The following is a 24,061-nucleotide window of genomic DNA, read 5'->3' as shown; positions in this document are numbered from 1 at the left end:
GGCGCAGCTTATTAATAAGCACCGTGTGCCCCAGGTGCAGGTCGGGTGCCGTCGGGTCAAAGCCAGCCTTAATGCGTAGCGGTTGGCCACGCTTGAGCTTCTCGACCAATTCGGATTCGACCAGTACCTCTTCCGCACCACGTTTGATCAGCGCTAGCTGCTCTTCAACCGACTTCATAACCAACCCAAGGCCAAGATTCAAAGGGACCCAACCATACAAGATCAGCCACCAAATACAAGTTTTTGCCCCCGATGTGACCTCAATCCCGACTCATGGCGTCTGCGGGCTTGCCTCGGGGTGGATTTGGTTATATTTTATACAGTTATTTCATCTTCATCATGTCATTCATCTTTTCCATTTCATCTTTTTTAAAGTCAAAACACCTATGACCAACGAACCGACTAAGGCGCCACCGCTTTATCCGAAGAGCCACCTGTTGGCAGCCAGCGGCATCGCCGCCCTCCTCAGCCTGGCCTTGCTGGTATTCCCCTCCAGCGAAGTAGAAGCCAAAAAGACCTCATTGAACCTGGAGCTGGAAACCCCGGCCGACCAGCTCAAGAAAGCCCAGAACACACCACCCGCTACTACCGACACCGATACCCAGGCCGAAGAAGCCGCGCCCTCCCCCTTCGCCCAGATAGACAATGGCGACGACAAGGATGCGACGGCTCAAGAGGCCACGGAACCGGCAGTGGCAGCCTCCGAACCGGAGAAAAAGCTGCCAAACCATCGCCAGGTGGTGGTAAGCAAGGGCGACACGCTGTCTACCCTGTTTGAAAAAATGAGCCTGCCGGCCACCACCGTCCAGGACGTGCTGGCCAGCGATAAACAAGCCAAGCAGTTCACCCACCTGAAAAATGGCCAGGTGCTGGAAGTGGAACTGACCCCGGACGGTCTGCTGCAAAGCCTGCACACCAAGCTCAGCGACACCGAGACTATCCGCCTGACCAAGGCCGCAAACGGTTACGCCTTCAACCGCGACGTAGCCAAGCCAATGATGCGCGCGGCCTACGCCCACGGCGTGATCAAAAGCTCGCTGTCCCTATCTGGCCAGCGTGCCGGGCTGTCACACAAGCAGGTCATGGACCTGACCAGCATCTTCGGTTATGACGTGGATTTCGCCCAGGATATTCGCCAGGGTGACGAGTTCGACGTGATGTACGAACAGAAAGTCTTGAACAACAAGGTGATCGGCACCGGCAACATCCTGTCTGCCCGCTTCACCAACCGCGGCAAGACTTACACCGCCGTGCGTTACACCAGCAGACAAGGCACCACCAACTACTACACCGCCGACGGCAACAGCATGCGCAAGGCCTTCGTGCGCTCCCCGGTGGACTTCGCGCGCATCAGCTCGCGCTTTTCGGTAGGCCGCTTCCACCCCATCCTGAACAAGATCCGCGCACACCAGGGCGTCGACTACGCAGCGCCACGCGGTACGCCCATCAAGGCCACCGGCGATGGCAAGGTGATCCTGGCCGGCCGCCGCGGCGGTTACGGCAATACCGTGATCATCGCCCACGGCAACACCTACAAAACCCTTTACGGTCACATGCAGGGCTTCGCCAAGGGCATCAAGGACGGCACCAACGTCAAGCAAGGCCAAGTGATTGGCTACATTGGCACCACCGGCCTGTCCACCGGCCCGCACGTGCACTACGAGTTCCAGGTCAACGGCGTGCACGTCGACCCGCTGGGCCAGAAGCTGCCGATGGCCGATCCGATCGCCAAGGCCGAGAAGGCGCGCTTCCAGCAGCAAAGCCAGCCGCTGATGGCCAAGATGGACCAGGAACGCACCACCCTGCTGGCGAGCAAGCGCTAAGCCATGGCGCTCTACATTGGCGTGATGTCCGGGACCAGCCTCGATGGCCTGGACATCGCGCTGGTAGACCAGGGCGAGCAAGCGCTCAAGCTGATTGCCACCCATTACACTCCCATGCCCGATGCCTTGCGCCTGGACCTGCTCAGCCTGTGCGCCAGCGGGCCTGACGAAGTTGCCCGCTGCGCCCTGGCCGAAAATGAGTGGGTTCGCCTCGCCGCCTCGGGCGTCAGCCAACTGCTGGCCGAACAACAGCTCACTGCCCAAGCCATCACCGCTATCGGCAGCCATGGGCAGACCATCCGCCACGAACCAGCGCGCGGCTTTACCGTGCAAATCGGCAACCCGGCCTTGCTGGCCGAGTTGACCGGCATTTGCGTGGTCGGCGACTTCCGCCGGCGCGACGTTGCCGCAGGTGGCCAGGGTGCCCCCCTGGTACCGGCCTTTCATGAGGCGTTGTTCGCCAGCCATGGCGATCACTTGGCAATTCTGAACGTCGGCGGCTTCAGCAACCTGAGCCTGATCGACAAGGGCCGCCCCGTGCACGGCTTCGATTCGGGGCCCGGCAACGTGCTGCTCGATGCCTGGATTGACCTCAAGCAGGGTCACGCCTACGACCGCGATGGCCAGTGGGCCGCCAGCGGCCAGGTCAATGCCACCTTGCTACAGCATCTCTACAGCGACCCGTTCTTTGCCGGCACTGGCCCCAAAAGCACAGGCCGCGAAGTGTTCAACTTGCCTTGGCTACAAGGCCACCTGGCCAAGCTACCGACCTGCGCCGATGAAGACGTGCAGGCCACCCTTCTGGAACTGACAGCCCAGACTATCGTGCAGTCCCTGCAACATGCCCAAGCGCAAACCGATGAGCTATTGGTATGTGGCGGTGGCGCACATAACGCGGCGTTGATGGCGCGCCTGGCGCAGTTGCTGCCTGCCAGCAAGGTCGCCAGCACGGCAGCCTACGGCATTGATCCGGACTGGGTAGAAGCCATGGCCTTTGCATGGCTGGCCCACTGCTGCCTTCGCGGCATCCCGACCAATCGCCCTAGCGTGACCGGCGCCCGTGGCTTGCGCATCCTCGGGGCGATCTACCCGGCCTGACCCCAGACAGCAAAACGCCGCGCTAGGGCGCGGCGTCTTGTAACCCTAGGCAACGATCAGATCGAGAACGATTGACCGCAACCGCAGGTGGTCGAAGCATTCGGGTTGTTGATCACGAACCGCGAACCTTCCAGGCCTTCCTGGTAATCCACTTCAGCACCGGCCAGGTACTGAAAGCTCATGGGGTCGACGACCAGGCTCACGCCCTCGCGCTCGACGATGGTGTCGTCATCGGCCACGTCTTCATCGAAGGTGAAGCCGTACTGAAAACCTGAACAGCCACCCCCTGTGACGAAGACGCGCAATTTCAGACGATCATTACCCTCTTCGTCGACCAGGCTTTTCACCTTGTACGCTGCACCATGGGTGAATTGCAAAGCCGTTGGGGTAAAGGACTCGACGCTCATGCTGACTCTCTCCCGGCGCTATGCCGTCATAATGCGTAATGGCGCCATTATCCGCTTCTCCTAGAAAAATGGTCAACAATTGTCCGGCGCGTTCGTCCCTCGCCCGGCGTGCGGGCACAAAAAAACCCGCCGAGGCGGGCTTTCAAGCGTGCGCGCAATGCTCTTACGGCATCATGCCCGCATGGGCCAGGCCCAGGCGTTCATCCAGGCCGAACATGATGTTCATGTTCTGCACCGCCTGGCCGGACGCGCCCTTGACCAGGTTATCGATGACCGAGAGCACGACGACCAGGTCGCCGCCCTGCGGCCGATGCACGGCAATACGGCAGACGTTGGCACCGCGCACGCTGCGAGTTTCCGGGTGGCTGCCGGCAGGCATCACGTCGACGAACGGTTCATCGGCATAGCGTTTTTCGAACAGCGCCTGTAGGTCCACCGACTTGTCGACCACCGTGGCGTACAGGGTGGAGTGAATACCGCGAATCATCGGCGTAAGGTGTGGCACGAAGGTCAGGCCCACATCCCCGCCGGCCGCACGACGCAGGCCTTGGGTAATTTCTGGCAAGTGGCGGTGACCTTTCACAGCGTAGGCTTTCATGCTTTCTGCCGTTTCGCTGAACAACGACCCCACACTGGCGCCCCGGCCCGCGCCGCTGACACCCGACTTGCAGTCGGCGATCAGGCGCGAGTTATCGGCCAGGCCAGCTTCCAGCAGCGGCAGGAAACCCAGTTGCGTGGCGGTCGGATAGCACCCCGGAACCGCGATCAGCCGCGCGCCGCGGATCTGCTCGCGGTTGACCTCAGGCAGGCCATAGACCGCATCCTTCAGCAACTCCGGAGCGCCGTGCGGCTGGCCATACCACTTGGCCCATTCCTCGCTGTCTGCCAGGCGGAAGTCGGCCGACAGGTCGATGACCCGCGTGCCCGCAGCCAGCAATTCACCGGCCAGGGCGTGGGCAACGCCGTGCGGGGTGGCGAAGAACACCACGTCGCACGCGCCCAGGGTCTTGGTGTCTGGCACGCTGAACGCCAGGCCATCGTAGTGGCCGCGCAGGTTGGGGTACATGTCAGCCACGGGTAGGCCCGCTTCGGAGCGCGAAGTGATGACCACCACCTCGGCCTGAGGATGCCCTGCCAACAGACGCAGCAGTTCGACCCCGGTGTAACCCGTGCCGCCGACGATACCGACCTTGACCATGAACCTGCCCCTCTCGATGTACTGACTGGAAAGCCCCTGATGATAGGGGCCAGAGCCTTTCGTAACAACCGTTGTAATGACGTACGGCCATGGGAAGCACTACTATCGCGACTACCGTGAACCTGGGAAAACCAAAAAAATGTATCTATGGATCAAAGCACTGCACATCATCAGCCTCGTCTGCTGGTTTGCCGGCCTGTTCTACCTGCCCCGCCTGTTCGTCTACCACGCCGCCAGCGAGGACACCGCCAGCAAGGAGCGCTTCTGCATCATGGAGCGCAAGCTGTACCGCGGCATCATGGGCCCCTCGATGATCGCCACACTGGTATTCGGCCTATGGCTGCTGTGGCTGAGCCCAGGCTTCATGAGCCAGGCCTGGATGCACGCCAAGCTGACCTTCGTGGTGTTGCTGATCGGCTACCACCATATGTGTGGCGCACAGGTAAAACGCTTCGCCCGCGGCGAAAATACCCGCTCACATGTCTTCTATCGCTGGTTCAACGAAGTACCTGTTTTGTTTTTACTGGCTATCGTCATTCTGGTGGTCGTCAAGCCGTTCTAACCCAATAACAGAGAGAAACTCATGTCGCTGCCCACACTGCTCGATCAATCGCTGCGTTTGCCCGTGGTGGCAGCGCCGATGTTCCTGATTTCCAACCCGCAGATGGTCCTGGCCTGCTGCAAGAATGGCGTGGTGGGCAGCTTCCCGGCCTTGAACCAGCGTGACAGCGCAGGTTTCAAGCAATGGCTGATAGAGATAGAAGCTGGCCTGGCCCTGCTCGACAAGCCCGCCCCCTACGCGGTCAACCTGATCGTGCACCACAGCAACCCACGCCTGGAGGCAGACCTGGCGATTTGCGTGGAGCACAAGGTGCCCATCGTCATCACCAGTTTGGGCGCCGTGAAAGAGTTGGTGGACGCGGTTCACAGCTACGGCGGCCTAGTGTTTCATGACGTGACCACGCGCCGGCATGCCGAAAAAGCAGCCGAAGCCGGTGTGGACGGGCTGATCGCAGTGGCGGCAGGTGCCGGTGGGCATGCCGGCACGTGGAGCCCGTTCGCCCTGGTGGCCGAAATTCGTCAGTTTTTCGACAAGACGCTGCTGCTGGCCGGCTGCATCAACCATGGCCGGGAGATCCTTGCCGCGCAATTGCTGGGGGCGGACCTGGCGTACCTGGGCACCCGGTTTATCGCCAGCCAGGAAAGCCACGCACCCGATGCGTATAAACAAATGCTGTTGGGCGCCAAGGCAGCGGACATCGTGCACACGGCTGCAGTCTCCGGCGTACCCGCAAGCTTCATGCGCCAAAGCCTGGAGACCGCCGGTTACGACATGGCCGCCCTCAAGGGCACCGGCACCATGGATTTTGCCTCGCGGCTCAAGCCTGTGGATGATGAAGCCAAGGCCTGGAAAACCGTATGGTCGGCCGGCCAAGGGGTGGGCGAGATCGACGATTTACCGAGCGTGGGCGAACTGGTGGCTCGCCTGGACGACGAATACCGCCAGGCGCTGGCTTTGGCCACCCGCCTTCCGGACTATTGGCCACGCTGAAAGCCGCTATCATGCGCTGAAAACATGACAAGGACGCCCCACCCCATGAGCACCGCACTGTTCAAAATCGTCTTCGAAGGCAGCGCATTGCCTGGCGTAGAACCGGAAACCGCCAAGGCCAACCTGGCCCAGCTGTTCAAAAGCGACCTGCTGGCCATCGAAAAGCTGTTCAGCGGGCGCAAGGTCGCGCTCAAGCGCAATTTGCCCCAGGAAAAGGCCGAGAGATACCTGAACGCGCTGCACAAAGCCGGCGTGGATGCGCGCATCGAAGCCGAACCGCCCCAGGAACTGACCCTGGAGCCCCTGACCTTCGAGCCCGAACCTGCGCCTGATGCCGTGCACTCACCTTATGCACCGCCACGGGCCGAAGTCATCGACACCGTGGCGGTGCATGGCGAGCTCAAGGTGTTCAGCTTCCATGGGCGCATCGGCCGGCTGCGCTACCTGGCCTGGTCCCTGGTGCTGTTTGCAGCGCTGTTCATTCCCTTGTTCATCACCGGTGTCATGGCGGGATTTGCACCGATATTCGGCAGCCTCATCAGTTCAGTCTTGTGGATCGCCTCGGTGGTGGTCGGCCTGCAGATTTGCGCGCAGCGGTTGCATGATATCGGTTGGTCGGCCTGGCTGGCCCTGCTCAACCTGATCCCGGGCATTAACACGCTACTGTTCCTGGTACTGGTCTGTGCCCCCGGCACCCGTGGGGTGTCTCAGTATGGCGCGCCCCCGCCACCCAACACCCTGGGCGTGAAAATCCTCGCGTCACTCTGGCTGGTCGTGGTGCTCGCGCTCGCCGCCGCCTTCGGCATGGGGCTGTTTGCCGGGCTGATGCACCGTTATACCGGCGGCACTGCCCTGTAAGCGATTCGGCATAAGGGGCCCGTGCACGGTAGACTGTCGCCATGAGTCAACACCTCTGGCCCCGGCCTCTCCCATCAGGCCGGGCACGGAAGTGTTCGTATGGAGAATTGCATGACCCGTTACGCCATGATCACTGGCGCCTCCAGCGGTATTGGCCTGGCCATGGCCGAAGCCCTGGCACGCCGTGGCCGCAGCCTTATCCTGGTGGCCCGGCAGCGCGAAGCCCTGGAAAGCGTCGCGATCGAACTGACCCAACGTTTCGGCGTTGAAGTGCTGTTCCGTGCCTGCGACCTGAGCGAGCCCCTGCGCCTGTCCGGCTTTTTGCTGGAGCTTGAAGAGGGTGAACGGCACATCGACCTGTTGGTAAACTGCGCGGCCATCCGCTCCTATGGGCATTTCCTGGCTCAGGACTGGATGCGCGAACAGGACCTGATCGAGCTCAACGTGCTGGCCCTGACCCGGCTTTGCCACTCGGTGGGCAATGCCATGGCCGTGCAAGGGGGCGGGCAGATACTCAATGTGGCATCCCTGGCGGCCTTTCAACCGGGCCCGTGGATGGCCAGTTATGCCGCGAGCAAAGCCTACGTGTTGCATTTTTCCGAAGCCCTGCGCGAAGAGCTGAAACAGAGTGGGGTGAAAGTGTCCGTGCTGTGTCCAGGGCCGGTGCACTCGGCTGACCGAGTGATCGACCGCCTGCACAACAGCGGCCGGGTACTGAGCCCCGAAGAGGTCGCGCTTTATACTGTGCGAGCACTGGCGCGCAACCGCGCGGTGATCATCCCCGGGCGTCGCAACCGCTGGCTGGCCCGCAGCGGCCGGCTGGGTTCACGCTGGCTGGTGCGCAAGATCGCCGGCGCCATCAACATCGCCTATCGCCCGCGCTGACCGAATCAGCGCTGGGCGAAGGCCAAGCCCCTGAGTACACTCAGGCCGGCCCACTAAATATGGAGAAACAGCTGTGGAAACTCTGTTCACCAAGATCATCAACCGGGAAATACCGGCGAAGATCATCTACGAAGACGATCAGGTCCTGGCTTTTCACGACATCGCCCCGCAGGCGCCCGTGCATTTCCTGGTCATCCCGAAAAAACACATTCGTACCCTCAACGACCTCACCGAGGACGACAAGGGGCTGTTAGGGCACATTTTGTTCACCGCCCAGCGCCTGGCCAAGGAATTGGGCTGTGACGATGGCTTTCGCGTGGTGATGAATTGCAACGAGCAGGGTGGCCAGACGGTCTACCATATTCACATGCACGTGTTGGGGCAGCGGCAGATGCATTGGCCGCCGGGCTGATCGATAGACCCAATCGCCTGGTTCGCGGATAAATCCGCACCTACACTAACCGGAGGTGCCCATGGCTACCGAACGTCACTATTCGCCCATCGACAAATTCCTGCTGCAGGCCGATACCGCCATGCGCACGCTGCTGCCTTTCAGCGGCCAGCCATCGCGACCGTCGCCGGCGATCGTGCAACCGGACAGCAAGCTTGATGATGTCGAAACCCGCCACGTGGCTGGGCTGATGCGCATCAACCATACCGGCGAAGTGTGCGCCCAGGCGCTGTACCAGGGCCAAGCCCTGACCGCCAAGTTGCCGCAAGTGCGCAAGGCCATGGAGCATGCCGCCGAGGAAGAAGTCGATCACCTGGCGTGGTGCGAGCAACGTATCCGCCAGCTGGGCAGCCACCCCAGCGTGCTCAACCCGCTGTTCTACGGCATGTCGTTCAGTATCGGCGCGGCTGCCGGGCTGATCAGCGACCGCGTCAGCCTGGGGTTCGTCGCCGCCACCGAGCATCAGGTGGTCAAGCACCTGGACGAACACCTGGAGCAACTGCCGGCCGAGGACGAAAAGTCCCGGGCCATTCTCGAGCAGATGCGCACCGATGAGCAGCAACACGCCGAGTCGGCCCTGGGTGCCGGCGGTTTCCGCTTCCCCGCGCCCGTGCGCCTGGGCATGAGCCTGCTGGCCAAGGTCATGACCAAGAGCACCTACCGGATCTGATCGGCAGGCACAAAAAAAGGGACCGCGAGGTCCCTTTTTTCATGCGCGCTTTTTCAACCCAACTCGATGATCTCGTAATCGTGGGTGATTTCGACGCCCGCACGGCCGAGCATGATCGAAGCCGAGCAGTACTTCTCTGCCGACAACTCCACCGCTCGCTTGACCTGGGCTTCTTTCAAGCCACGGCCCTTGACCACGAAGTGCAGATGAATTTTGGTAAACACCTTGGGGTCTTCGTCAGCGCGCTCGGCTTCCAGGAAGGCTTCGCAGCTCTCCACGGCCTGGCGGGATTTTTTCAGGATGCTGACCACGTCGAAATTGCTGCAGCCACCCAGGCCCAGCAAGAGCATTTCCATGGGCCGCACACCCAGGTTGCGCCCACCGCTTTCCGGCGGACCGTCCATGACCACGACATGGCCACTGCCCGATTCGCCTAGGAACATGGCTTCGCCTGCCCACTGGATACGTGCCTTCATCACCCGGACTCCACTGCTTTAAAAAGGCCGCCAGCTTAGCACAGCCCTCGCCACCCGACCGATGACGGCCAAGCGCCTAAAGCGGCGAGTAAATCTGCCGATACAAACTTGGACGTCTGATAAGCTGACGCCAAATCACTGGCGCCCCAGCCAGCACTAAAAAAACAGCGCGTCGACGACTGTCTACTCCCGGAAATCAGCCATGGTTGCTCTCACGTCACCGATCAAAAACATCGACAAGCTGCTGAGCCATTGTGTGCGCCGCCGCTATGCGGCCAAAAGCAATATCATCTGCGCCGGGGATAACTCCGACACTCTGTCTTTCATCATCAAGGGGTCGGTCACCATCCTGATCGAGGATGAGGAAGGCCGGGAAATGATCATTGCCTACCTGAACAGTGGCGACTTTTTCGGCGAGTTGGGCTTGTTTGAATCACCCAGCTCGCTCCACGAACGCAGTGCCTGGGTACGAGCAAAGGCCGACTGTGAAGTGGCGGAGATCAGTTACGCCAAGTTCCGCGAATTAGGCCAGCAAGACCCGGAATATCTGTTCGCCTTGGGCTGCCAGATGGCCAAGCGCTTGCGCGATACCACCCGCAAGGTCGGCGACTTGGCGTTTTTTGACGTGACCGGTCGCGTTGCCCGTTGCCTGCTGGAACTGTGCAAGCAACCCGACGCCATGACCCACCCCGACGGCATGCAAATCAAGATCACCCGCCAGGAAATCGGCCGGATCGTCGGTTGCTCGCGGGAGATGGTCGGGCGTGTGTTGAAGGATCTGGAAGAGCGCAACCTGGTCAATGTCAAAGGCAAGACCATGGTGGTATTCGGCACGCGTTAAGGTATTTCGCGCAGGGTCGCCAGCAACTGTCGATAACGCAGGCCCAGCGCTTGCACCAGGCCCGCCGTCGTCGCCAGTTCGGCAAAGGCGATATGGCTGTGCGCCCGGACTCGCTGCGGTAATTGGCAGGCCACGTTGAAGGCATTGACCGCTGCCACCATCGATTCGCGCTCGTTGTCCATCAGCATGGCGCCGTGCACCAGCACCACCGGCCGCGTGCCACTCAGGCCCTGGCGCCAGCGTTGCGCCGTGCCCACCCATTTGCGGCCATTGATGTTGACGTTGAAGCGGCCGTCGCAAAACGCCCCGTCGATTTCGCCCAAGCTCGCTTGGCCACCAGCAGCGGTCACTGCTTCACTGAGCGGTTGGCACAAGCGCTGATAGGCCAATTCGATACGGTTTTGATCCCCTTCGCTGCGCGGCGCGACATACACCAGGGCAACGTTGAGGGTGGCTGCAGATTGCGGCACCGGTTCGCCGCCGGTTTCGCGCAACAATACTGGCCAGCCCGACGCTTGAACGGCATGGCAGGCAGGCTCGAAACCTGGCAGACGGCTCATGCGCCGCGGCATCACCAGGGCGCGATCAGTGGGCTGCCAAAACAGCAGGCCGTCGCGTTGTTCGCCGGAACACACGGCCGCGAGCAGATCCTGTTCGGCCTTCAGGCCGGCTTCCACAGTCAAACGTTGCATCGTGTCCCCAAACCTCTATGGGAGCGGAGTTATCCGCGAAAGGTACACCGCGGTGTAGCAGGTGTACCGAGGCGTTTCATTCGCGGATCAATCCGCCCCTACAGATGATCATGGAGTCAGTCCTGTGCCGAGCGCTCCGGGAAGAACAGGCGCTGCAATTCGGAACCCGGGTTTTCGGCGCGCATGAAGGCCTCGCCAACCAGGAACGAATACACATCGCTGATTTCCATCAGCTCGACATCGGCGCGGTTGAGGATGCCACTCTCGGTAATCACCAGGCGGTCACGCGGAATGCGCGGCAGCAGGTCCAGGGTATTTTCCAGGTTGACCTCGAAGGTGTGCAGGTTGCGGTTGTTCACGCCCACCAGCGGAGTGTCGAGCACCTTCAATGCACGCTCCAGTTCATCGCCATCGTGCACTTCAACCAGCACGTCCAAGCCGACGCCCTTGGCGACCGATGCCAGTTCGGCCATTTTCACGTCATCCAGCGCCGCCACGATCAACAGCACGCAATCGGCACCCAACGCCCGGGCTTCGACGATCTGATAAGGGTCGACCATGAAATCCTTGCGGATCACCGGCAACGAGCACGCCGCGCGCGCCTGCTGCAGGTAAATGTCGGCCCCTTGGAAATAGTCGATGTCGGTAAGCACTGACAGGCAAGTCGCACCGCCCTTCTCGTAGCTGACGGCAATGTCGGCAGGCACGAAGTGCTCGCGAATCACGCCTTTGCTCGGCGAAGCCTTCTTGATTTCGGCGATCACTGCCGGCTGCTTAAGCTTTGCCTGCGCCATCAAGGCATGGGCAAAACCGCGTGGCGCATCGGCTAACTTGGCCTGCGCCTCGACTTCAGCGAAGCTGACCCGTGCCAAGCGCTCGGCCACTTCCACGGCCTTGCGGGCCAGAATGTTTTCCAGAACCGTCGGCACACTCATCCTTCATTCTCCTGCTTGAATACCGCGGTAAAGGCGCCCAGCTCTTCGAGCTTTTCCCGGGCAAGGCCGGTGTGCAAGGCATCATGGGCCAGGGCCACGCCTTCCTTCAACGAAGAAGCATGGTCGGCGGCATACAGCGCGGCACCGGCATTGAGTACGATCATTTCGGCAGCTTTCTGACCGTTCTCGGTCTTGCGCCGGCCCAGGGCGTCGCGGATCAGCTCCAACGATGCTGCCGGGCTCTCGACCACCAGGCCGTACAGGCTCTGGCTCTTGATGCCCAAGTCTTCAGGCTGCACCCAGTATTCGGTGATCTGGCCTTTGTTCAGCTCCGCTACAAATGTCGGTGCCGCCAGGCTGAACTCATCCAGGCCGTCTTGGGAATGCACCACCAACACATGCTCGCTGCCCAAGCGCAACAGCACCTCGGCCAACGGACGGCACAGCGCCTGGTTGAACACGCCAACCACCTGGTGCTTCACGCCAGCCGGATTCGTAAGCGGGCCAAGCATGTTGAACAGGGTACGCAGGCCCAGGTCGCGACGCGGGATGGCCGCGTGCTTCATGGCGCCATGGTGGGCCTGGGCGAACATGAAGCCGATGCCCACGCTGTCGATGCAGCGCGCAACTTGCACCGGGGTCAGGTTCAGATAGACGCCGGCCGCTTCCAGCAGGTCGGCACTGCCGCTTTTGCCCGACACCGCGCGGTTGCCGTGCTTGGCCACCGTGCAGCCTGCGGCCGCCACGACAAACGCCGACGCCGTGGACACGTTGAAAATATTGGCGCCATCGCCGCCGGTCCCGACCACATCAACCACGCGGTCCAGGGTATTGAGTTGAACCTTGTCCGCCAGCTCGCGCATCACCGAGACCGCACCAACGATTTCGTCGATGCTCTCGCTTTTCATACGCATGCCCATCATGAAGGCGCCGATCTGCGCCTCGGTGCACTGGCCCGTCATGATTTCGCGCATCACATCGCGCATCTCGTCGGTGCTCAGGTCCAGGTGGCCGACGATGCGGCCTAATGCTGTCTTGATATCCATGCTCATTCCTTAGCCCTGACGGCTGCCGCCGGTTTGCTTGAGAAAGTTGGCGAACAGCTCGTGGCCCTGCTCGGTCAGAATCGATTCAGGGTGGAACTGCACCCCCTCGATGTTCAGCGTCTTGTGGCGCAGGCCCATGATTTCGTCCACCGAGCCGTCGGCGTGCTGGGTCCAGGCGGTCAGCTCAAGGCAGTCCGGCAGGGTGTCGCGCTTGACGATCAGCGAGTGGTAACGGGTAACGGTGAGCGGGTTGTTCAAGCCGGCGAACACACCTTGATCCTTGTGGTACACGGGGCTTGTCTTGCCGTGCATGGCCTGGCGGGCGCGTACTACGTCGCCGCCGAAGGCCTGGCCGATGGCCTGGTGGCCCAGGCAGACACCCAGGATGGGCAGTTTGCCGGCGAAATGCAGGATCGCCTCGATGGAAATGCCCGCTTCGGTCGGGGTGCATGGGCCCGGGGAGACGACGATGCGCTCCGGCGCCATGGCCTCGATGTCGGCAATGGTCAATTCATCATTGCGCAGGACTTTGACGTCTGCACCCAGCTCGCCCAGGTACTGCACAACGTTGTAGGTAAAAGAGTCGTAGTTGTCGATCATCAGCAACATGGGGCTGTCCTCAGGCGTCGGAGTGGGGGGTTTGTTCGGCGAGCGCAACGGCGCGGAACATCGCGCGGCGTTTGTTCAGCGTCTCTTCCCACTCCAGGGCCGGCACCGAGTCGGCGACGATGCCGCCACCGGCCTGCACGTGCAGTTCACCGTTCTTGATCACCGCGGTACGAATCGCGATGGCCGTGTCCATGTTGCCGTTCCAGGCGAAATAGCCCACCGCGCCGCCGTACACGCCACGTTTGACCGGTTCCAACTGGTCGATGATTTCCATCGCGCGAATCTTTGGCGCGCCCGACAAAGTGCCGGCCGGCAGGATCGCCCGCAATGCGTCCATCGCCGTGAGCCCGCTCTTGAGCTGGCCGGTGACGTTGGACACGATGTGCATCACGTTCGAATAACGTTCGATGACCATCTTCTCGGTGAGCTTCACCGAGCCGATTTCCGAAACACGGCCGGTGTCATTGCGGCCCAGGTCGATGAGCATCAAGTGCTCGGCGATCTCTTTCTGGTCGCTCAGCAGGTCTACTTCCAAGGCATGGTCTGCCTCTTCGGTGGCGCCGCGCGGGCGGGTGCCGGCGATCGGGCGAACAGTGATCTCGTTGTCTTCGACGCGCACCAGCACTTCTGGCGAGCTGCCTACCACGTGGAAGTCGCCGAAATTGAAGAAGTACATGTACGGCGTCGGGTTGAAGCAGCGCAGCGCCCGGTACAGGTCGATGGGCGCAGCCTTGAAGTCGATGGACATGCGCTGCGACGGCACCACTTGCATGCAGTCGCCGGCCAGGATGTATTCCTTGATGGTGTCGACCGCCCGCTCGTAGTCATCTTGGGTGAAACTGGAGCGGAACTGCGGGTCGGCTGCCGGCGGGCGGTCCAGGTCCAGGCCGCGGCGCGGGGTGATCGGTTGACGGAGTTTTTCCATCAAGGCCTCAAGCTGCGCCTGGCCTTGCTCGTAGGCGTCGTCCTGGGCGGGGTCGACCAGCACGATGGCGTGCATCTTGCCCGCCAGGTTGTCGAACACCACCACGGCGTCCGAGACCATCAGCAGGATGTCCGGCACCCCGATCGGGTCTGGGTTGGGGCAACGGCCCAGGCGTTTTTCCACGTAGCGCACGCAGTCGTAGCCGAAGTAACCCACCAGGCCGCCGTTGAAACGCGGCAGGCCGGCGATGGTCGGCACATTGTAGCGAGCCTTGAAGGTCTCGACGAAATCCAGTGGGTCTGCGACTTCGTGGCGCTCGACCTCTACGCCGTCGGTGGTCACGCTGACCAGATGGTCGTGCACGCGCAACACCGTGCGGCATGGCAGGCCGATGATCGAGTAACGGCCCCACTTCTCGCCGCCCTGCACCGATTCGAGCAGGTAGGAGTTGGCCTCGTCGGCCAATTTCAGGTAGATCGACAGCGGGGTGTCGAAGTCGGCCAGGGTTTCGCGGGCAAGCGGGATGCGGTTGTAGCCGGCAGCGGCCAAACGCAGGAATTCTTCACGGATCATGAGCAGCCTCGTGGCTTGAGGGTATATCGGTCAGGTATGCAAACGCGCCGGCAGGTCCGGCCAGGTAAAAGTCAGGCGCGCCAACGCCAGCGGGCCAGGGCCTTGATGACTTTCATCCAGAGTTTGCGGGTGACCACCACGATGGAATCTCGTTTAGAGGGGGAATCTTCGTCCGCCAACGTTATCTCAGCCGCTTCATCTAAGCAACCGGGCAATAATGTTCGCAGATCGTCTATCACCAGCGCAGGGGACTCCTCGGCGATCGGCCGGCCATGGTTGTAGCCATAGCTCAACGCCACGCAACGCACGCCCGCCGCATGGGCCGCCAGCACATCGTTGCGCGAATCACCGACAAACAGCGCCTGGGCCGGCTTTACCCCGGCCATTTGCATCACGAAGTTCAAGGCCGCAGGGTCCGGCTTTTGCTGAGGCAGGGTGTCGCCGCCAATGATCCAGCGGAAATACCGGCCCAGCCTCAGCTCATCGAGCAAAGGCGCGACAAAGCGCTCCGGCTTGTTGGTGATCAGGGCCATTTCAACACCCTGTTTCTTCAGCCACTTGAGCGCGGTGCGCACGCCAGGGTATACGACCGTCAGTGCATGACTGTCGGCATAGGCTTCCATGAAGATGGCCAGCGCTCGGTCGGTGTCAGCTTCATCTATATGCGCATGTTCAAAACCACCGGCCAGCGCACGGCGTACCAAAACCCGCGCACCGTTGCCGATCCATACGCGCACCGCTTCGATTCCGGCGGCCGGGTGGCCCAGTTCGAGCAGCATTTTGTCCACCGCCGCCGCCAGGTCCGGGACCGAATCGACCAGGGTGCCATCCAGGTCGAACATCACCAGCCGTGGCAGGCTGCCGGGGAACAGCTGCTCGAAGCCACTCATGAACGGGCCAGCGCCAGTTCCGCACGCATCTTGTCGATCACTTCCTGGTAGTTGGGCGCATTGAAGATCGCCGAACCGGCCACGAAGGTGTCGGCGCCAGCGGCGGCAATTTCGCGAATGTTGTTGACGTTGACGCCGCCGTCGATCTCAAGGCGGATATCACGGCCGCTGGCGTCGATCAACGCACGGGCTTCACGCAGCTTGTCCAGGGTGCCGGGGATGAACTTCTGCCCGCCGAAGCCTGGGTTCACGCTCATCAGCAGCACCATGTCGACTTTGTCCATCACATACTTGAGCACGTCCAACGGGGTGGCCGGGTTGAACACCAGGCCTGCCTTGCAGCCGCCCTCACGGATCAGTTGCAGGGAACGGTCCACGTGCAGGGTGGCTTCGGGGTGGAAGGTGATGTAGGTGGCACCCGCCTCGATGAAATCACCGACGATGCGGTCCACGGGGCTGACCATCAAGTGTGCGTCGATCGGCGCGGTGATGCCGTACTTGCGCAGTGCCGCGCAGACCATCGGGCCGATGGTCAGGTTGGGCACGTAGTGGTTGTCCATCACATCGAAATGCACAATGTCGGCGCCAGCGGCCAGTACATTGTCGACTTCCTCGCCCAGACGAGCGAAATCCGCGGAAAGGATGGACGGAGCAATTGCGAAGGGCTGCATGAAGCACCTGTCTTGGCTGATATCACGGTGGCGCGCATTGTACATCAGCCAAAGAACTACGGGGGAGCCAAGCCCCCTCACCCCAACCCTCTCCCGCCTTGGAGGGTTGGGGTGAGGGCCGCTATACCTGCGCCGTACGCAGTTTCTCGCTGCGCCCGCGCAACCATTCAAGCGTCAGCAACAGGATCACCGAAAAGGCGATCAACAAGGTCGCAGCCGCGGCAATGGTAGGGCTCAGGTTCTCGCGGATACCGCTGAACATCTGCCGTGGCAAGGTTGCCTGCTCGGGCCCGGCCAGGAACAGTGTCACCACCACCTCATCAAACGAGGTGGCAAAGGCGAACAACGCTCCGGAGATAACGCCGGGTGCGATCAGCGGCAGTGTCACCCCGACGAAACGCGGTGATCGGCGAGGCCCCCAAGCTGGCAGCAGCCCGCACCAGGTTATGGTTAAACCCCTGCAAGGTCGCCGACACGGTGATGATCACGAATGGCACGCCCAGCACCGAATGCACCAGGATCAGCGAAGTAAAACTGTTGCCCAGCCCCAGTGGGGCGAAGAACAGGTAGCTGGCCACGCCGACGATCACCACCGGCACCACCATCGGCGAGATCACTAGGGCCATCACCAGTGATTTGCCAGGGAAATCGCCGCGCGTCAGGCCGATGGCCGCCAGGGTGCCGAACACCATGGCCAGCACCGTGGCTGCCGGGGCGACGATGACGCTGTTTTTCAGCGCCCGCATCCATTCGGCCGAGCCGAAGAAGTCCTGGTACCAGTGCAGCGAGAAACCCTGCAGCGGGTACACCAGGAAACTGCCCGAATTGAACGACAGCGGGATGATCACCAGCACCGGCAAAATCAGGAACAACAGGATCAGCCCGCAAAGGATGCGCAAGCTGTAGAACCAGATCCGCTCGATGGGAGACATGTAAGGGCTCAGCATTTCGATTCTCCTCAGCTCAGGCGCAGGCGACCGGCGCCGACCAGCTTGCTATAGACCAGATAAAGCACCACGGTCGCCAGCAACAGCAGCCCGCCTAAGGCCGTGGCCATGCCCCAGTTGATACTGGTGTTGGTGTAGAACGCCACGAAATAGCTGACCATCTGGTCGTTGGGGCTGCCCAGCAAGGCCGGGGTAATGTAGTAGCCGATGGCCAGGATGAACACCAACAGGCAACCGGCCCCTACGCCCGCGTAGGTTTGCGGAAAGTACACGCGCCAAAAACTGGCAAATGGATGGCAGCCCAAGGAGATGGCGGCCCGCATGTAGGTCGGCGAAATCCCCTTCATCACGCTGTAGATCGGCAAAATCATGAACGGCAGCAAGATATGCACCATGGAGATGTACACGCCGGTGCGGTTGAACACCAATTCCAGCGGTTTGTCGATCAGGCCCGTGGCCATCAGCGCGCTGTTGATCAGGCCGCCGGATTGCAACAGCACGATCCAGGCAGCCACGCGCACCAGGATCGAGGTCCAGAACGGCAACAGCACCAGAATCATCAGCAAGTTGCTCTTGCGTGCCGGCAGATTGGCCAGCAGATACGCCAACGGATAAGCCAGCACCAGGCAGATGACCGTGATCACCAGGCCCATCCAGAACGTCCGGGCGAAGATGTCCAGGTAAATGGCCTGGTCCGGGGTGGCCGGTGCCACTTCGCCCAGGTCATCGATGCGATGGTCCACCGAGGCCAGCAGGTAGAAAGGGGTGACGCTGCTGGTGTTGCGGCGGATCGCCTGCCAGTAGGCAGGGTCGCCCCAGCGTTCGTCGAGGTTCTGCAACGCTTCCTTATAGGAGGCAGGCTCGGCCTTGAGCGGCAAGGCGCGGGCAGTTTTTGCCAGCAGGCTGCGGTAGCCGGCCAGTTCCATGTTCAGGCGCTTGGACAGGTCGCCCAAGGTTTGATTCTTGCGTGATTCGGCCAGGTCTTCACTCAGGGCCTTGTACACCGGCTCGTCCGGCAAGCCCCTGCCATCCCAGGTGGCCACGGCAGCCACGGTGCGCGGCAAGGCGCCGACCACTTCCGGGTTGCCCACGCTTTTGTACAACAGCACGGCTATCGGCACCAGGAATACCAACAGCAAAAACAGCACCAACGGCGCGATCAGGGCTTGGGCCTTCCAGCGGTTGAGCCGTTCGGCACGGGCCAGACGCTGTTTCAGATTAGGGCTGGCGACCTCTTTGAGGGGCACTGCGACGGCCATGGCGAACTCCGTGAAACTCTTTGGTCAAGTGGCTGCGCCAGCCAGGGCTGGCGGAGCCGGTGCACAACTTACTTGGCGGCCCAGGCGTTGAAACGCTGTTCCAACTGCTCGCCGTTATCGGCCCAGAAGCCCACGTCGATCTGCACCTGGTTGGCAATGTTTTCAGGCGTGGTCGGCATGTCTTTCAAGATGGCCTTGTCCAGCAGCGGCACGGCCTGGCTGTTGGCGGGGCCGTAGGCGATGTTTTCCGAATAGATCTTCTGTTGCTCTGGCTTGACCGAATAGGCGATGAATTTCTTCGCCTGGTCGGCATTCTTCGCGCCTTTGGGAATGGCCCATGCGTCGAAGTCGTAGATGCCGCCGTTCCACACCACCTTCAGGTTGCTTTCTTTCTGCACGGCAGCGATGCGGCCGTTGTAGGCCGAGCTCATCACCACGTCACCCGAAGCGAGGTACTGCGGCGGCTGGGCACCGGCTTCCCACCACTGGATGCTTGGCTTGAGCTCGTCGAGTTTCTTGAAGGCACGGTCCTGGCCGGCTTTTGTGGCCAGCACGCTGTACACGTCTTTAGGCGCGACACCGTCGGCCATCAATGCGAATTCCAGGGTGTACTTGGCACCCTTGCGCAGGCCGCGCTTGCCCGGGAATTGCTTGGTGTCCCAGAAGTCAGCCCAGCTGGTAGGCGCGGTCTTCAGTTTGTCGGCGTTATACGCCAGCACCGTGGACCATACGAAGAAGCCTACGCCGCAAGGCTGGATGGCACCCTTCACGTAGTCGGACTCTTTACCGAACAGCGCCGGGTCGAGTTCTTCGAACATGCCTTCGTCGCAACCACGGGCCAGTTCCGGGGATTCAACCTCGACCAGGTTCCAGGACACGCTTTTGGTATCGACCATGGCTTTGACCTTGGCCATCTCGCCGTTGTACTCGCCGGCGACGATCTTGCCATTGCCCGCTTTTTCCCACGGTTCGTAGAAGGCCTTGACCTGCGCCGCCTTGTTCGCGCCGCCGAAGGAAACCACGGTCAGGTCCTCGGCCGCCATCGCCTGGGCCGCACACATCATGCCCAAGGTCAGGGCGGTGAATTTCAAGTGCTTGAGCATTTATTCTTCTCTCCAATGCAGGGTTGGGTGAAGCATGGGGCGATCAGGTCGCCTCTTAATCGACTAACAACGGATCGAGCGCACGGGCGTGCTCGACCTGCCAGCCAAGCGGTACCACATCCCCCACCGCAAGCGTCGGGTCGAGCTCGGCAATGGGTTGTTTGACGAAAAAGTCCGACTTGCCACACACCTCCAGGCGCACCCGCACGTGGTCGCCCAGGTAGATGAATTCGGCGACACGGCCAGAGAAGCGGTTCACGCAGCTCTCACTGTGGCCATTGAGGCGCACGCGCTCGGGGCGGATGGACAAGGTGACCGGATCACCCGGTTCGCCAACGTTGACGGCCAGCGCCTCGACCTTCTCGCCACGGGCCAAGCCAACCACGCAGCGGTCACCGGTCTGGGTGATCAGGCGGCCATTGATGCGGTTGTTCTCGCCGATGAAGTTGGCGACGAACGTGTTTTTGGGCTCTTCATACAAGGTACGCGGGGGGGCGATCTGCTGTATCTCGCCCTGATGGAACACGGCCACCCGGTCCGACATGGTCAAGGCTTCGCCCTGGTCATGGGTCACGTACACCACGGTCACACCCAGGCGCTGGTGCAGGTGCTTGATCTCCATCTGCATGTGTTCGCGCAGTTGCTTGTCCAGCGCACCCAAGGGTTCATCCATCAGTACCAACTGTGGTTCGAACACCAGTGCGCGGGCCAATGCCACGCGTTGTTGCTGGCCGCCGGACAACTGGGCCGGGTAACGCTGGGCAAAAGCGTCGAGCTGGACCATGTTCAGCACTTTTTTGACCCGCTCGCCGATGTCGGTCTTGCTCAAGCCGCGTACCGACAGCGGGAATGCCAGGTTCTCGGCCACGGTCATGTGCGGGAACAGCGCGTAGTTCTGGAACACCATGCCGATGTCACGCTTGTGCGGCGGCACGTTATTGATCGAACGGCCACCCAGCAGGATCTCGCCGGCGGTGGGGGTTTCGAACCCGGCCAGCATCATCAGGCTGGTGGTCTTGCCCGAGCCGGAGGGCCCCAGCAACGTCAGGAACTCGCCCTTGCGAATGTCCAGGTTCAGGTCTTTGACGATCAGCGCCTCGCCGTCGTAGCTTTTTTGCACGCCACGAAAGCTGACCAGCACGTCGCTCGCCCCAGCGCTTGAATTCACCTCGCTCATACCCACACCTTTGCTTTTATGACTGCCGTGCACTAAGCCTAGTGAAGGCTGCACGTCACGCAAATCGGGGGCTGGGAGAGATTGCTGTAGGGATTGCCCTACAGCGATGGCGCGCATAGGTATGTTTTTCGAGGAAGGCCTGAGATTGCTGCCTAGACGCTGTCGCTTTTAGATTTCGTCGTCTGGTTCGCGGATAAATCCGCTCCCACAGGTGAGCCTGGTTCACCCGCGAACCAGGCGACGCGCAATCAAAGCAACTTATGCTCCATGGCATATTTCACCAGCTCGGCCAGGGAATTGATGTTGAGCTTTTGCATCAACCGCGCCTTGTGGGTGCTGATGGTCTTGTTGCTCAGCGCCAATTGCAGGGCGATGTCATTGACGTTGGCGCCTTGGGCCAGGCGTTCGAACACGGAAAACTCACGCTCAGACAATAGCGAGTGCAATGGCCGGCTATCGGTAAGGCCCACTTCGAACACCATGCGGTCGGCCAAGTCCGGGTCAATGTAGCGCCCGCCCCCGGCCACCCGACGAATGGCAGTCAGCAGCAAGGCCGGGTCGCTGTCCTTGGTGGCGTAACCGGCGGCGCCTACCTTCAATGCCCGCGCGGCCATCTGGGCTTCGTCATGCATCGACAGCACCAGGATGGCGGGGGGGTTGTTCAATGCGCGGATCCGCGGGATCGCCTCCAGGCCATTCACCCCGGGCATGGAGATGTCCAGCAGCACCACTTCACAGGGGGTTTGCCGCAAGGCCTCCAGCAACTGCTCGCCATTGCTGGCCTCGCCCACTACCAACAGGTCCTTGGCCAGGCCGATCAGCTGCTTGATCCCTTCGCGAACAATGGTGTGGTCTTCGGCCACGAGTACTCGGATCACTGTCGAACTCCCAAGCGTCACGTCAATTCAGAGGCAGGCGCACGCTCAACGCGGTGCCCTCGCCCGGTTCGCTATCCAACAGCAGGGTGCCACCGAGCATCAGCACCCGTTCACGCATGCCCACCAGGCCAAAAGAAGCCGGGCGCGCAGCCGTCAGCGCAAAGCCGACGCCGTCATCACTGATGGTCAGCGTCAGCCAGCCCTGCTCCAGTCTCAAGGAAATATCCACAGTATGCGCCTGGGCATGGCGCATCACATTGGTCAGCGCCTCCTGGAGGATGCGAAACAGGCCAATGGCCTTGGCGTCACTCAAGGCCGGCAAGCTTTCGGGCACCTGGACCAGGCAGGGGATTTGAGTTCGTGCTTCGAAGCGCCGGGCCTGCCATTCGATGGCCGAGGCGATGCCGGCATCCAGGATGGGCGGGCGCAACGCCGTGGCTACATCGCGCACCAGTTGGAACAGTTGGGCGATCAGCCGCTTCATGCTGTTAAGCCGCTCTTGCAGGCCCGGGTCCAGCCCGGCGTAGGCCAATTCACACATGGACGTCTCCAGCTTGAGCACGGTCAGCATCTGCCCCAACTCGTCGTGCACCTCGCGGGCGATGCGCGCCTTCTCTTCTTCGCGCACGCTTTCCAGGTGCGCCGACAACTCGCGCAGCTGTTCCTGGCTTTCCTGCAAGGCGGCCACGGTGCGCCGGCGCTCGGTGACGTCGGTGAGGTAGACCACCAGGTATTCGGCCTGCTGAAAGCGCAAGAAGCTTAATGAGACATCGGTGGGCAACAGGCTGCCATCAGCACACAGGCATTGGGTTTCGAAATTCAAGGGGCCTTCTTCACTGGCCCGCGCGCGCTTCCACAGGTTCAGCCAGCGGTCCATGTGCAGGCCCGGCTCGAAATCGATCAGGGGCCGATCGACCACCGCGCCTGCGGGGTAGCCCAGCATGCTTTCGGCCGCCCGGTTGGCATAGCGCACATGGCTGTCCCAGTTCACCCACAGGATGCCGACCGTGCTCTGGTCGATGGAGAACTGCGTCAGGCGCAGGGCTTCCTCGCCGGCCTCACGCATCAGGATGTCTTCGCGCGCGCTCAGCAACGAGCGTTCGAACCAATTCAACTGGCGTCGTTGCCACGCCACGATGGCCGCAGCCGCCAGCAGCAGTACCAACAGCAGCAGGCAGAGGTTCTGCCAAAAACCGGGCGATTCACTCAGCCGGGGGTATTTGGGCTGCACCCACCGCGTGTGCAGTTGCTCGAAGTCCTTGGCGGGGATGGCTTGCAGCGCGCTCCCCAGGATTTCGGCCAACTGCGGCCAGTCGCGGCGGCTGGCGACCCGCAAAAGCTGCGGAAAGCCGATGTCACCGACCACCACCAAATCGGCAAACTCGTCTTCACGGCTCAGGCGCGCCAACTGCGCTTCATCGATCACCGCATAGCGAGCCTGCTGGGTGGTCAACAACTGCAAGGCCTGGCGCTCCAGGGGCACCCCTTGCAGATTGAGGTTGGCATAGGTGGCGCGCAGGTAATCCGCCACCGCGCCGGGCATACGCACGGCAACCCGATCATTGCCGTCGAGCTTTTCCAGGTCGACGTTGATCGCCCCGTTGCGCTGGCCCACGATCAATTGCGGGATGCGCATGTAGGGGTCGGAAAACAGCCACAGGCGCAGGCCGGCCGGCGTCTGGGTAAGGCCTGGCGCCAGGTCGACCTCGCCCTCGCGCAGGGCCTGCTCCAAGGCTTGCTGATCGGGAAAGTTGCGCCAGCGCCAATCGACTTGCAGTTCTTTGCCCAGCCAGTTCATCACCTCGACGTTTACCCCCGACAATTGCTGCAGGCGCCGATCGTATTGGGCAAAGGGCGCTTGCAATACCACCCCCACGCGCAGTCCGCGGTGCTGCCCCAGCCAGTCACGCTGCTCATCGCTCAGGCGCAATGGGCCAGGGTCTGCCGCGCCGGCGGTCAAGGGCAACCATAAACAGCCGATAAGCAGCAGGCATATCCATCGAATCATCGCGAATCTCGTAAACACGGAACAGCCGATAGCATGTGGCTGTCCATGACAAATACCATTAGGCTGCCGGGATCAATTCTGGCCTGGAA

At 61.6% G+C, this 24,061-nt stretch carries 25 protein-coding genes and 1 pseudogene (1 of these 26 cut by a window edge); 9 read left to right on the top strand and 17 right to left on the bottom strand.

The annotated features are described in order from the left end of the window. Positions 1–178, bottom strand: the 5' end (the start) of a protein-coding gene (tyrS, locus tag L9B60_RS14590) for a tyrosine--tRNA ligase (protein ID WP_249679504.1). 1,022 nt of this gene lie to the left of the window's left edge; 178 of the gene's 1,200 nt are visible here — the first part of the coding sequence; its start codon is at positions 176–178; its stop codon lies beyond the left edge, outside the window. Positions 179–386: 208 nt separating this feature from the next. On the opposite strand from tyrS, the gene L9B60_RS14585 reads away from it, so the two are divergent. Further along, entirely contained in the window at positions 387–1,823 is a 1,437-nt protein-coding gene (locus L9B60_RS14585) for a peptidoglycan DD-metalloendopeptidase family protein (protein ID WP_249679503.1), read from the top strand. A 3-nt stretch (positions 1,824–1,826) separates the two neighbouring features. After that, positions 1,827–2,921 (top strand): anhydro-N-acetylmuramic acid kinase, encoded by a 1,095-nt coding sequence (locus L9B60_RS14580; protein WP_249679502.1) that lies wholly within the window; start codon positions 1,827–1,829, stop codon positions 2,919–2,921. Between the two features lie 56 nt (positions 2,922–2,977). Here the strand turns inward: L9B60_RS14580 and erpA are convergent, their stop codons facing one another. Continuing rightward, positions 2,978–3,328 carry an iron-sulfur cluster insertion protein ErpA gene (erpA, locus tag L9B60_RS14575; RefSeq protein ID WP_249679501.1) on the bottom strand — a complete coding sequence of 117 codons (351 nt, stop codon included), beginning with the start codon at positions 3,326–3,328 and terminating at the stop codon, positions 2,978–2,980. Between the two features lie 163 nt (positions 3,329–3,491). Next, positions 3,492–4,526, bottom strand: coding sequence for an N-acetyl-gamma-glutamyl-phosphate reductase (gene argC / locus L9B60_RS14570; RefSeq protein ID WP_249679500.1), 1,035 nt, complete (start codon positions 4,524–4,526; stop codon positions 3,492–3,494). A gap of 139 nt (positions 4,527–4,665) precedes the next feature. Here argC and hemJ point away from each other — a divergent pair, with 139 nt between their 5' ends. From hemJ to coq7, 6 genes are all read left to right on the top strand, one after another. After that, on the top strand, positions 4,666–5,088 hold the full coding sequence (gene hemJ / locus L9B60_RS14565; protein ID WP_249679499.1) for a protoporphyrinogen oxidase HemJ: 423 nt from the start codon (positions 4,666–4,668) through the stop codon (positions 5,086–5,088). A 21-nt stretch (positions 5,089–5,109) separates the two neighbouring features. Then, the gene (locus L9B60_RS14560) at positions 5,110–6,078 is read left to right on the top strand and encodes an NAD(P)H-dependent flavin oxidoreductase (protein ID WP_249679498.1); all 969 of its coding nucleotides are present in this window, start codon (positions 5,110–5,112) and stop codon (positions 6,076–6,078) included. 45 nt (positions 6,079–6,123) lie between these two features. Further along, entirely contained in the window at positions 6,124–6,936 is an 813-nt protein-coding gene (locus L9B60_RS14555; RefSeq protein ID WP_249679497.1) for a DUF805 domain-containing protein, read from the top strand. A gap of 111 nt (positions 6,937–7,047) precedes the next feature. Then, positions 7,048–7,821, top strand: coding sequence for an SDR family NAD(P)-dependent oxidoreductase (locus L9B60_RS14550; protein WP_249679496.1), 774 nt, complete (start codon positions 7,048–7,050; stop codon positions 7,819–7,821). Positions 7,822–7,894: 73 nt separating this feature from the next. Next, positions 7,895–8,233, top strand: a complete 339-nt coding sequence (locus L9B60_RS14545; RefSeq protein ID WP_249679495.1) for a histidine triad nucleotide-binding protein — start codon at positions 7,895–7,897, stop codon at positions 8,231–8,233. Positions 8,234–8,294: 61 nt separating this feature from the next. Further along, positions 8,295–8,942, top strand: a complete 648-nt coding sequence (gene coq7 / locus L9B60_RS14540; protein ID WP_249679494.1) for a 2-polyprenyl-3-methyl-6-methoxy-1,4-benzoquinone monooxygenase — start codon at positions 8,295–8,297, stop codon at positions 8,940–8,942. A 53-nt stretch (positions 8,943–8,995) separates the two neighbouring features. Here the strand turns inward: coq7 and L9B60_RS14535 are convergent, their stop codons facing one another. Next, a complete protein-coding gene (locus L9B60_RS14535; RefSeq protein ID WP_249679493.1) occupies positions 8,996–9,418 on the bottom strand; it encodes an OsmC family protein in 423 nt (140 codons plus the stop codon). 202 nt (positions 9,419–9,620) lie between these two features. Between L9B60_RS14535 and crp the strand changes: the two genes are divergently transcribed. Continuing rightward, entirely contained in the window at positions 9,621–10,259 is a 639-nt protein-coding gene (gene crp / locus L9B60_RS14530) for a cAMP-activated global transcriptional regulator CRP (RefSeq protein WP_249679492.1), read from the top strand. Here the strand turns inward: crp and L9B60_RS14525 are convergent. The 13 genes and pseudogenes from L9B60_RS14525 to L9B60_RS14465 form a co-directional block, all read right to left on the bottom strand. After that, complete coding sequence (locus L9B60_RS14525; RefSeq protein ID WP_249679491.1) at positions 10,256–10,951, bottom strand: lipoate--protein ligase family protein; 696 nt, start codon at positions 10,949–10,951, stop codon at positions 10,256–10,258. The two genes, crp and L9B60_RS14525, sit on opposite strands and share 4 nt — an antisense overlap. A gap of 116 nt (positions 10,952–11,067) precedes the next feature. After that, on the bottom strand, positions 11,068–11,886 hold the full coding sequence (trpC, locus tag L9B60_RS14520) for an indole-3-glycerol phosphate synthase TrpC (RefSeq protein WP_249679490.1): 819 nt from the start codon (positions 11,884–11,886) through the stop codon (positions 11,068–11,070). Continuing rightward, positions 11,883–12,932 (bottom strand): anthranilate phosphoribosyltransferase, encoded by a 1,050-nt coding sequence (trpD, locus tag L9B60_RS14515; RefSeq protein WP_249679489.1) that lies wholly within the window; start codon positions 12,930–12,932, stop codon positions 11,883–11,885. Before trpD ends, trpC begins: the two co-directional genes overlap by 4 nt. A gap of 9 nt (positions 12,933–12,941) precedes the next feature. Next, entirely contained in the window at positions 12,942–13,541 is a 600-nt protein-coding gene (locus L9B60_RS14510) for an aminodeoxychorismate/anthranilate synthase component II (RefSeq protein ID WP_249679488.1), read from the bottom strand. A 10-nt stretch (positions 13,542–13,551) separates the two neighbouring features. Then, positions 13,552–15,039, bottom strand: a complete 1,488-nt coding sequence (gene trpE, locus L9B60_RS14505) for an anthranilate synthase component I (protein ID WP_249679487.1) — start codon at positions 15,037–15,039, stop codon at positions 13,552–13,554. A 71-nt stretch (positions 15,040–15,110) separates the two neighbouring features. After that, positions 15,111–15,929: a phosphoglycolate phosphatase gene (locus tag L9B60_RS14500; protein WP_249679486.1), complete on the bottom strand. Its 819-nt coding sequence runs from the start codon at positions 15,927–15,929 to the stop codon at positions 15,111–15,113. After that, positions 15,926–16,600: a ribulose-phosphate 3-epimerase gene (gene rpe / locus L9B60_RS14495; RefSeq protein ID WP_249679485.1), complete on the bottom strand. Its 675-nt coding sequence runs from the start codon at positions 16,598–16,600 to the stop codon at positions 15,926–15,928. Before rpe ends, L9B60_RS14500 begins: the two co-directional genes overlap by 4 nt. A gap of 121 nt (positions 16,601–16,721) precedes the next feature. After that, positions 16,722–17,547, bottom strand: a pseudogene (locus L9B60_RS14490) (ABC transporter permease). A gap of 11 nt (positions 17,548–17,558) precedes the next feature. Beyond that, positions 17,559–18,806, bottom strand: coding sequence for an ABC transporter permease (locus L9B60_RS14485; protein ID WP_249679484.1), 1,248 nt, complete (start codon positions 18,804–18,806; stop codon positions 17,559–17,561). Positions 18,807–18,874: 68 nt separating this feature from the next. Next, positions 18,875–19,909, bottom strand: a complete 1,035-nt coding sequence (locus L9B60_RS14480; protein ID WP_249679483.1) for an ABC transporter substrate-binding protein — start codon at positions 19,907–19,909, stop codon at positions 18,875–18,877. 55 nt (positions 19,910–19,964) lie between these two features. Next, positions 19,965–21,086 (bottom strand): ABC transporter ATP-binding protein, encoded by a 1,122-nt coding sequence (locus L9B60_RS14475; protein ID WP_249679482.1) that lies wholly within the window; start codon positions 21,084–21,086, stop codon positions 19,965–19,967. 248 nt (positions 21,087–21,334) lie between these two features. After that, a complete protein-coding gene (locus L9B60_RS14470) occupies positions 21,335–21,964 on the bottom strand; it encodes a response regulator (RefSeq protein WP_249679481.1) in 630 nt (209 codons plus the stop codon). Between the two features lie 22 nt (positions 21,965–21,986). Next, the gene (locus L9B60_RS14465) at positions 21,987–23,972 is read right to left on the bottom strand and encodes a PAS domain-containing sensor histidine kinase (RefSeq protein WP_249679480.1); all 1,986 of its coding nucleotides are present in this window, start codon (positions 23,970–23,972) and stop codon (positions 21,987–21,989) included. Positions 23,973–24,061 lie beyond the last annotated feature (89 nt).

Origin of the sequence: Pseudomonas abieticivorans, from assembly GCF_023509015.1 — a bacterium.
GTDB lineage: Bacteria > Pseudomonadota > Gammaproteobacteria > Pseudomonadales > Pseudomonadaceae > Aquipseudomonas > Aquipseudomonas abieticivorans.
This window is presented reverse-complemented; position numbering and strand designations above follow the sequence as displayed.

Coding starts and splice junctions, on each gene's coding strand:
- L9B60_RS14585 (WP_249679503.1), top strand. CDS start 387: ATGACCAACGAACCGACTAAGGCGCCACCGCTTTATCCGAAGAGCCAC.
- L9B60_RS14580 (WP_249679502.1), top strand. CDS start 1,827: ATGGCGCTCTACATTGGCGTGATGTCCGGGACCAGCCTCGATGGCCTG.
- erpA (WP_249679501.1), bottom strand. CDS start 3,328: ATGAGCGTCGAGTCCTTTACCCCAACGGCTTTGCAATTCACCCATGGT.
- argC (WP_249679500.1), bottom strand. CDS start 4,526: ATGGTCAAGGTCGGTATCGTCGGCGGCACGGGTTACACCGGGGTCGAA.
- hemJ (WP_249679499.1), top strand. CDS start 4,666: ATGTATCTATGGATCAAAGCACTGCACATCATCAGCCTCGTCTGCTGG.
- L9B60_RS14560 (WP_249679498.1), top strand. CDS start 5,110: ATGTCGCTGCCCACACTGCTCGATCAATCGCTGCGTTTGCCCGTGGTG.
- L9B60_RS14555 (WP_249679497.1), top strand. CDS start 6,124: ATGAGCACCGCACTGTTCAAAATCGTCTTCGAAGGCAGCGCATTGCCT.
- L9B60_RS14550 (WP_249679496.1), top strand. CDS start 7,048: ATGACCCGTTACGCCATGATCACTGGCGCCTCCAGCGGTATTGGCCTG.
- coq7 (WP_249679494.1), top strand. CDS start 8,295: ATGGCTACCGAACGTCACTATTCGCCCATCGACAAATTCCTGCTGCAG.
- L9B60_RS14535 (WP_249679493.1), bottom strand. CDS start 9,418: ATGAAGGCACGTATCCAGTGGGCAGGCGAAGCCATGTTCCTAGGCGAA.
- crp (WP_249679492.1), top strand. CDS start 9,621: ATGGTTGCTCTCACGTCACCGATCAAAAACATCGACAAGCTGCTGAGC.
- L9B60_RS14525 (WP_249679491.1), bottom strand. CDS start 10,951: ATGCAACGTTTGACTGTGGAAGCCGGCCTGAAGGCCGAACAGGATCTG.
- trpC (WP_249679490.1), bottom strand. CDS start 11,886: ATGAGTGTGCCGACGGTTCTGGAAAACATTCTGGCCCGCAAGGCCGTG.
- trpD (WP_249679489.1), bottom strand. CDS start 12,932: ATGGATATCAAGACAGCATTAGGCCGCATCGTCGGCCACCTGGACCTG.
- L9B60_RS14510 (WP_249679488.1), bottom strand. CDS start 13,541: ATGTTGCTGATGATCGACAACTACGACTCTTTTACCTACAACGTTGTG.
- trpE (WP_249679487.1), bottom strand. CDS start 15,039: ATGATCCGTGAAGAATTCCTGCGTTTGGCCGCTGCCGGCTACAACCGC.
- L9B60_RS14500 (WP_249679486.1), bottom strand. CDS start 15,929: ATGAGTGGCTTCGAGCAGCTGTTCCCCGGCAGCCTGCCACGGCTGGTG.
- rpe (WP_249679485.1), bottom strand. CDS start 16,600: ATGCAGCCCTTCGCAATTGCTCCGTCCATCCTTTCCGCGGATTTCGCT.
- L9B60_RS14485 (WP_249679484.1), bottom strand. CDS start 18,806: ATGGCCGTCGCAGTGCCCCTCAAAGAGGTCGCCAGCCCTAATCTGAAA.
- L9B60_RS14480 (WP_249679483.1), bottom strand. CDS start 19,909: ATGCTCAAGCACTTGAAATTCACCGCCCTGACCTTGGGCATGATGTGT.
- L9B60_RS14475 (WP_249679482.1), bottom strand. CDS start 21,086: ATGAGCGAGGTGAATTCAAGCGCTGGGGCGAGCGACGTGCTGGTCAGC.
- L9B60_RS14465 (WP_249679480.1), bottom strand. CDS start 23,972: ATGATTCGATGGATATGCCTGCTGCTTATCGGCTGTTTATGGTTGCCC.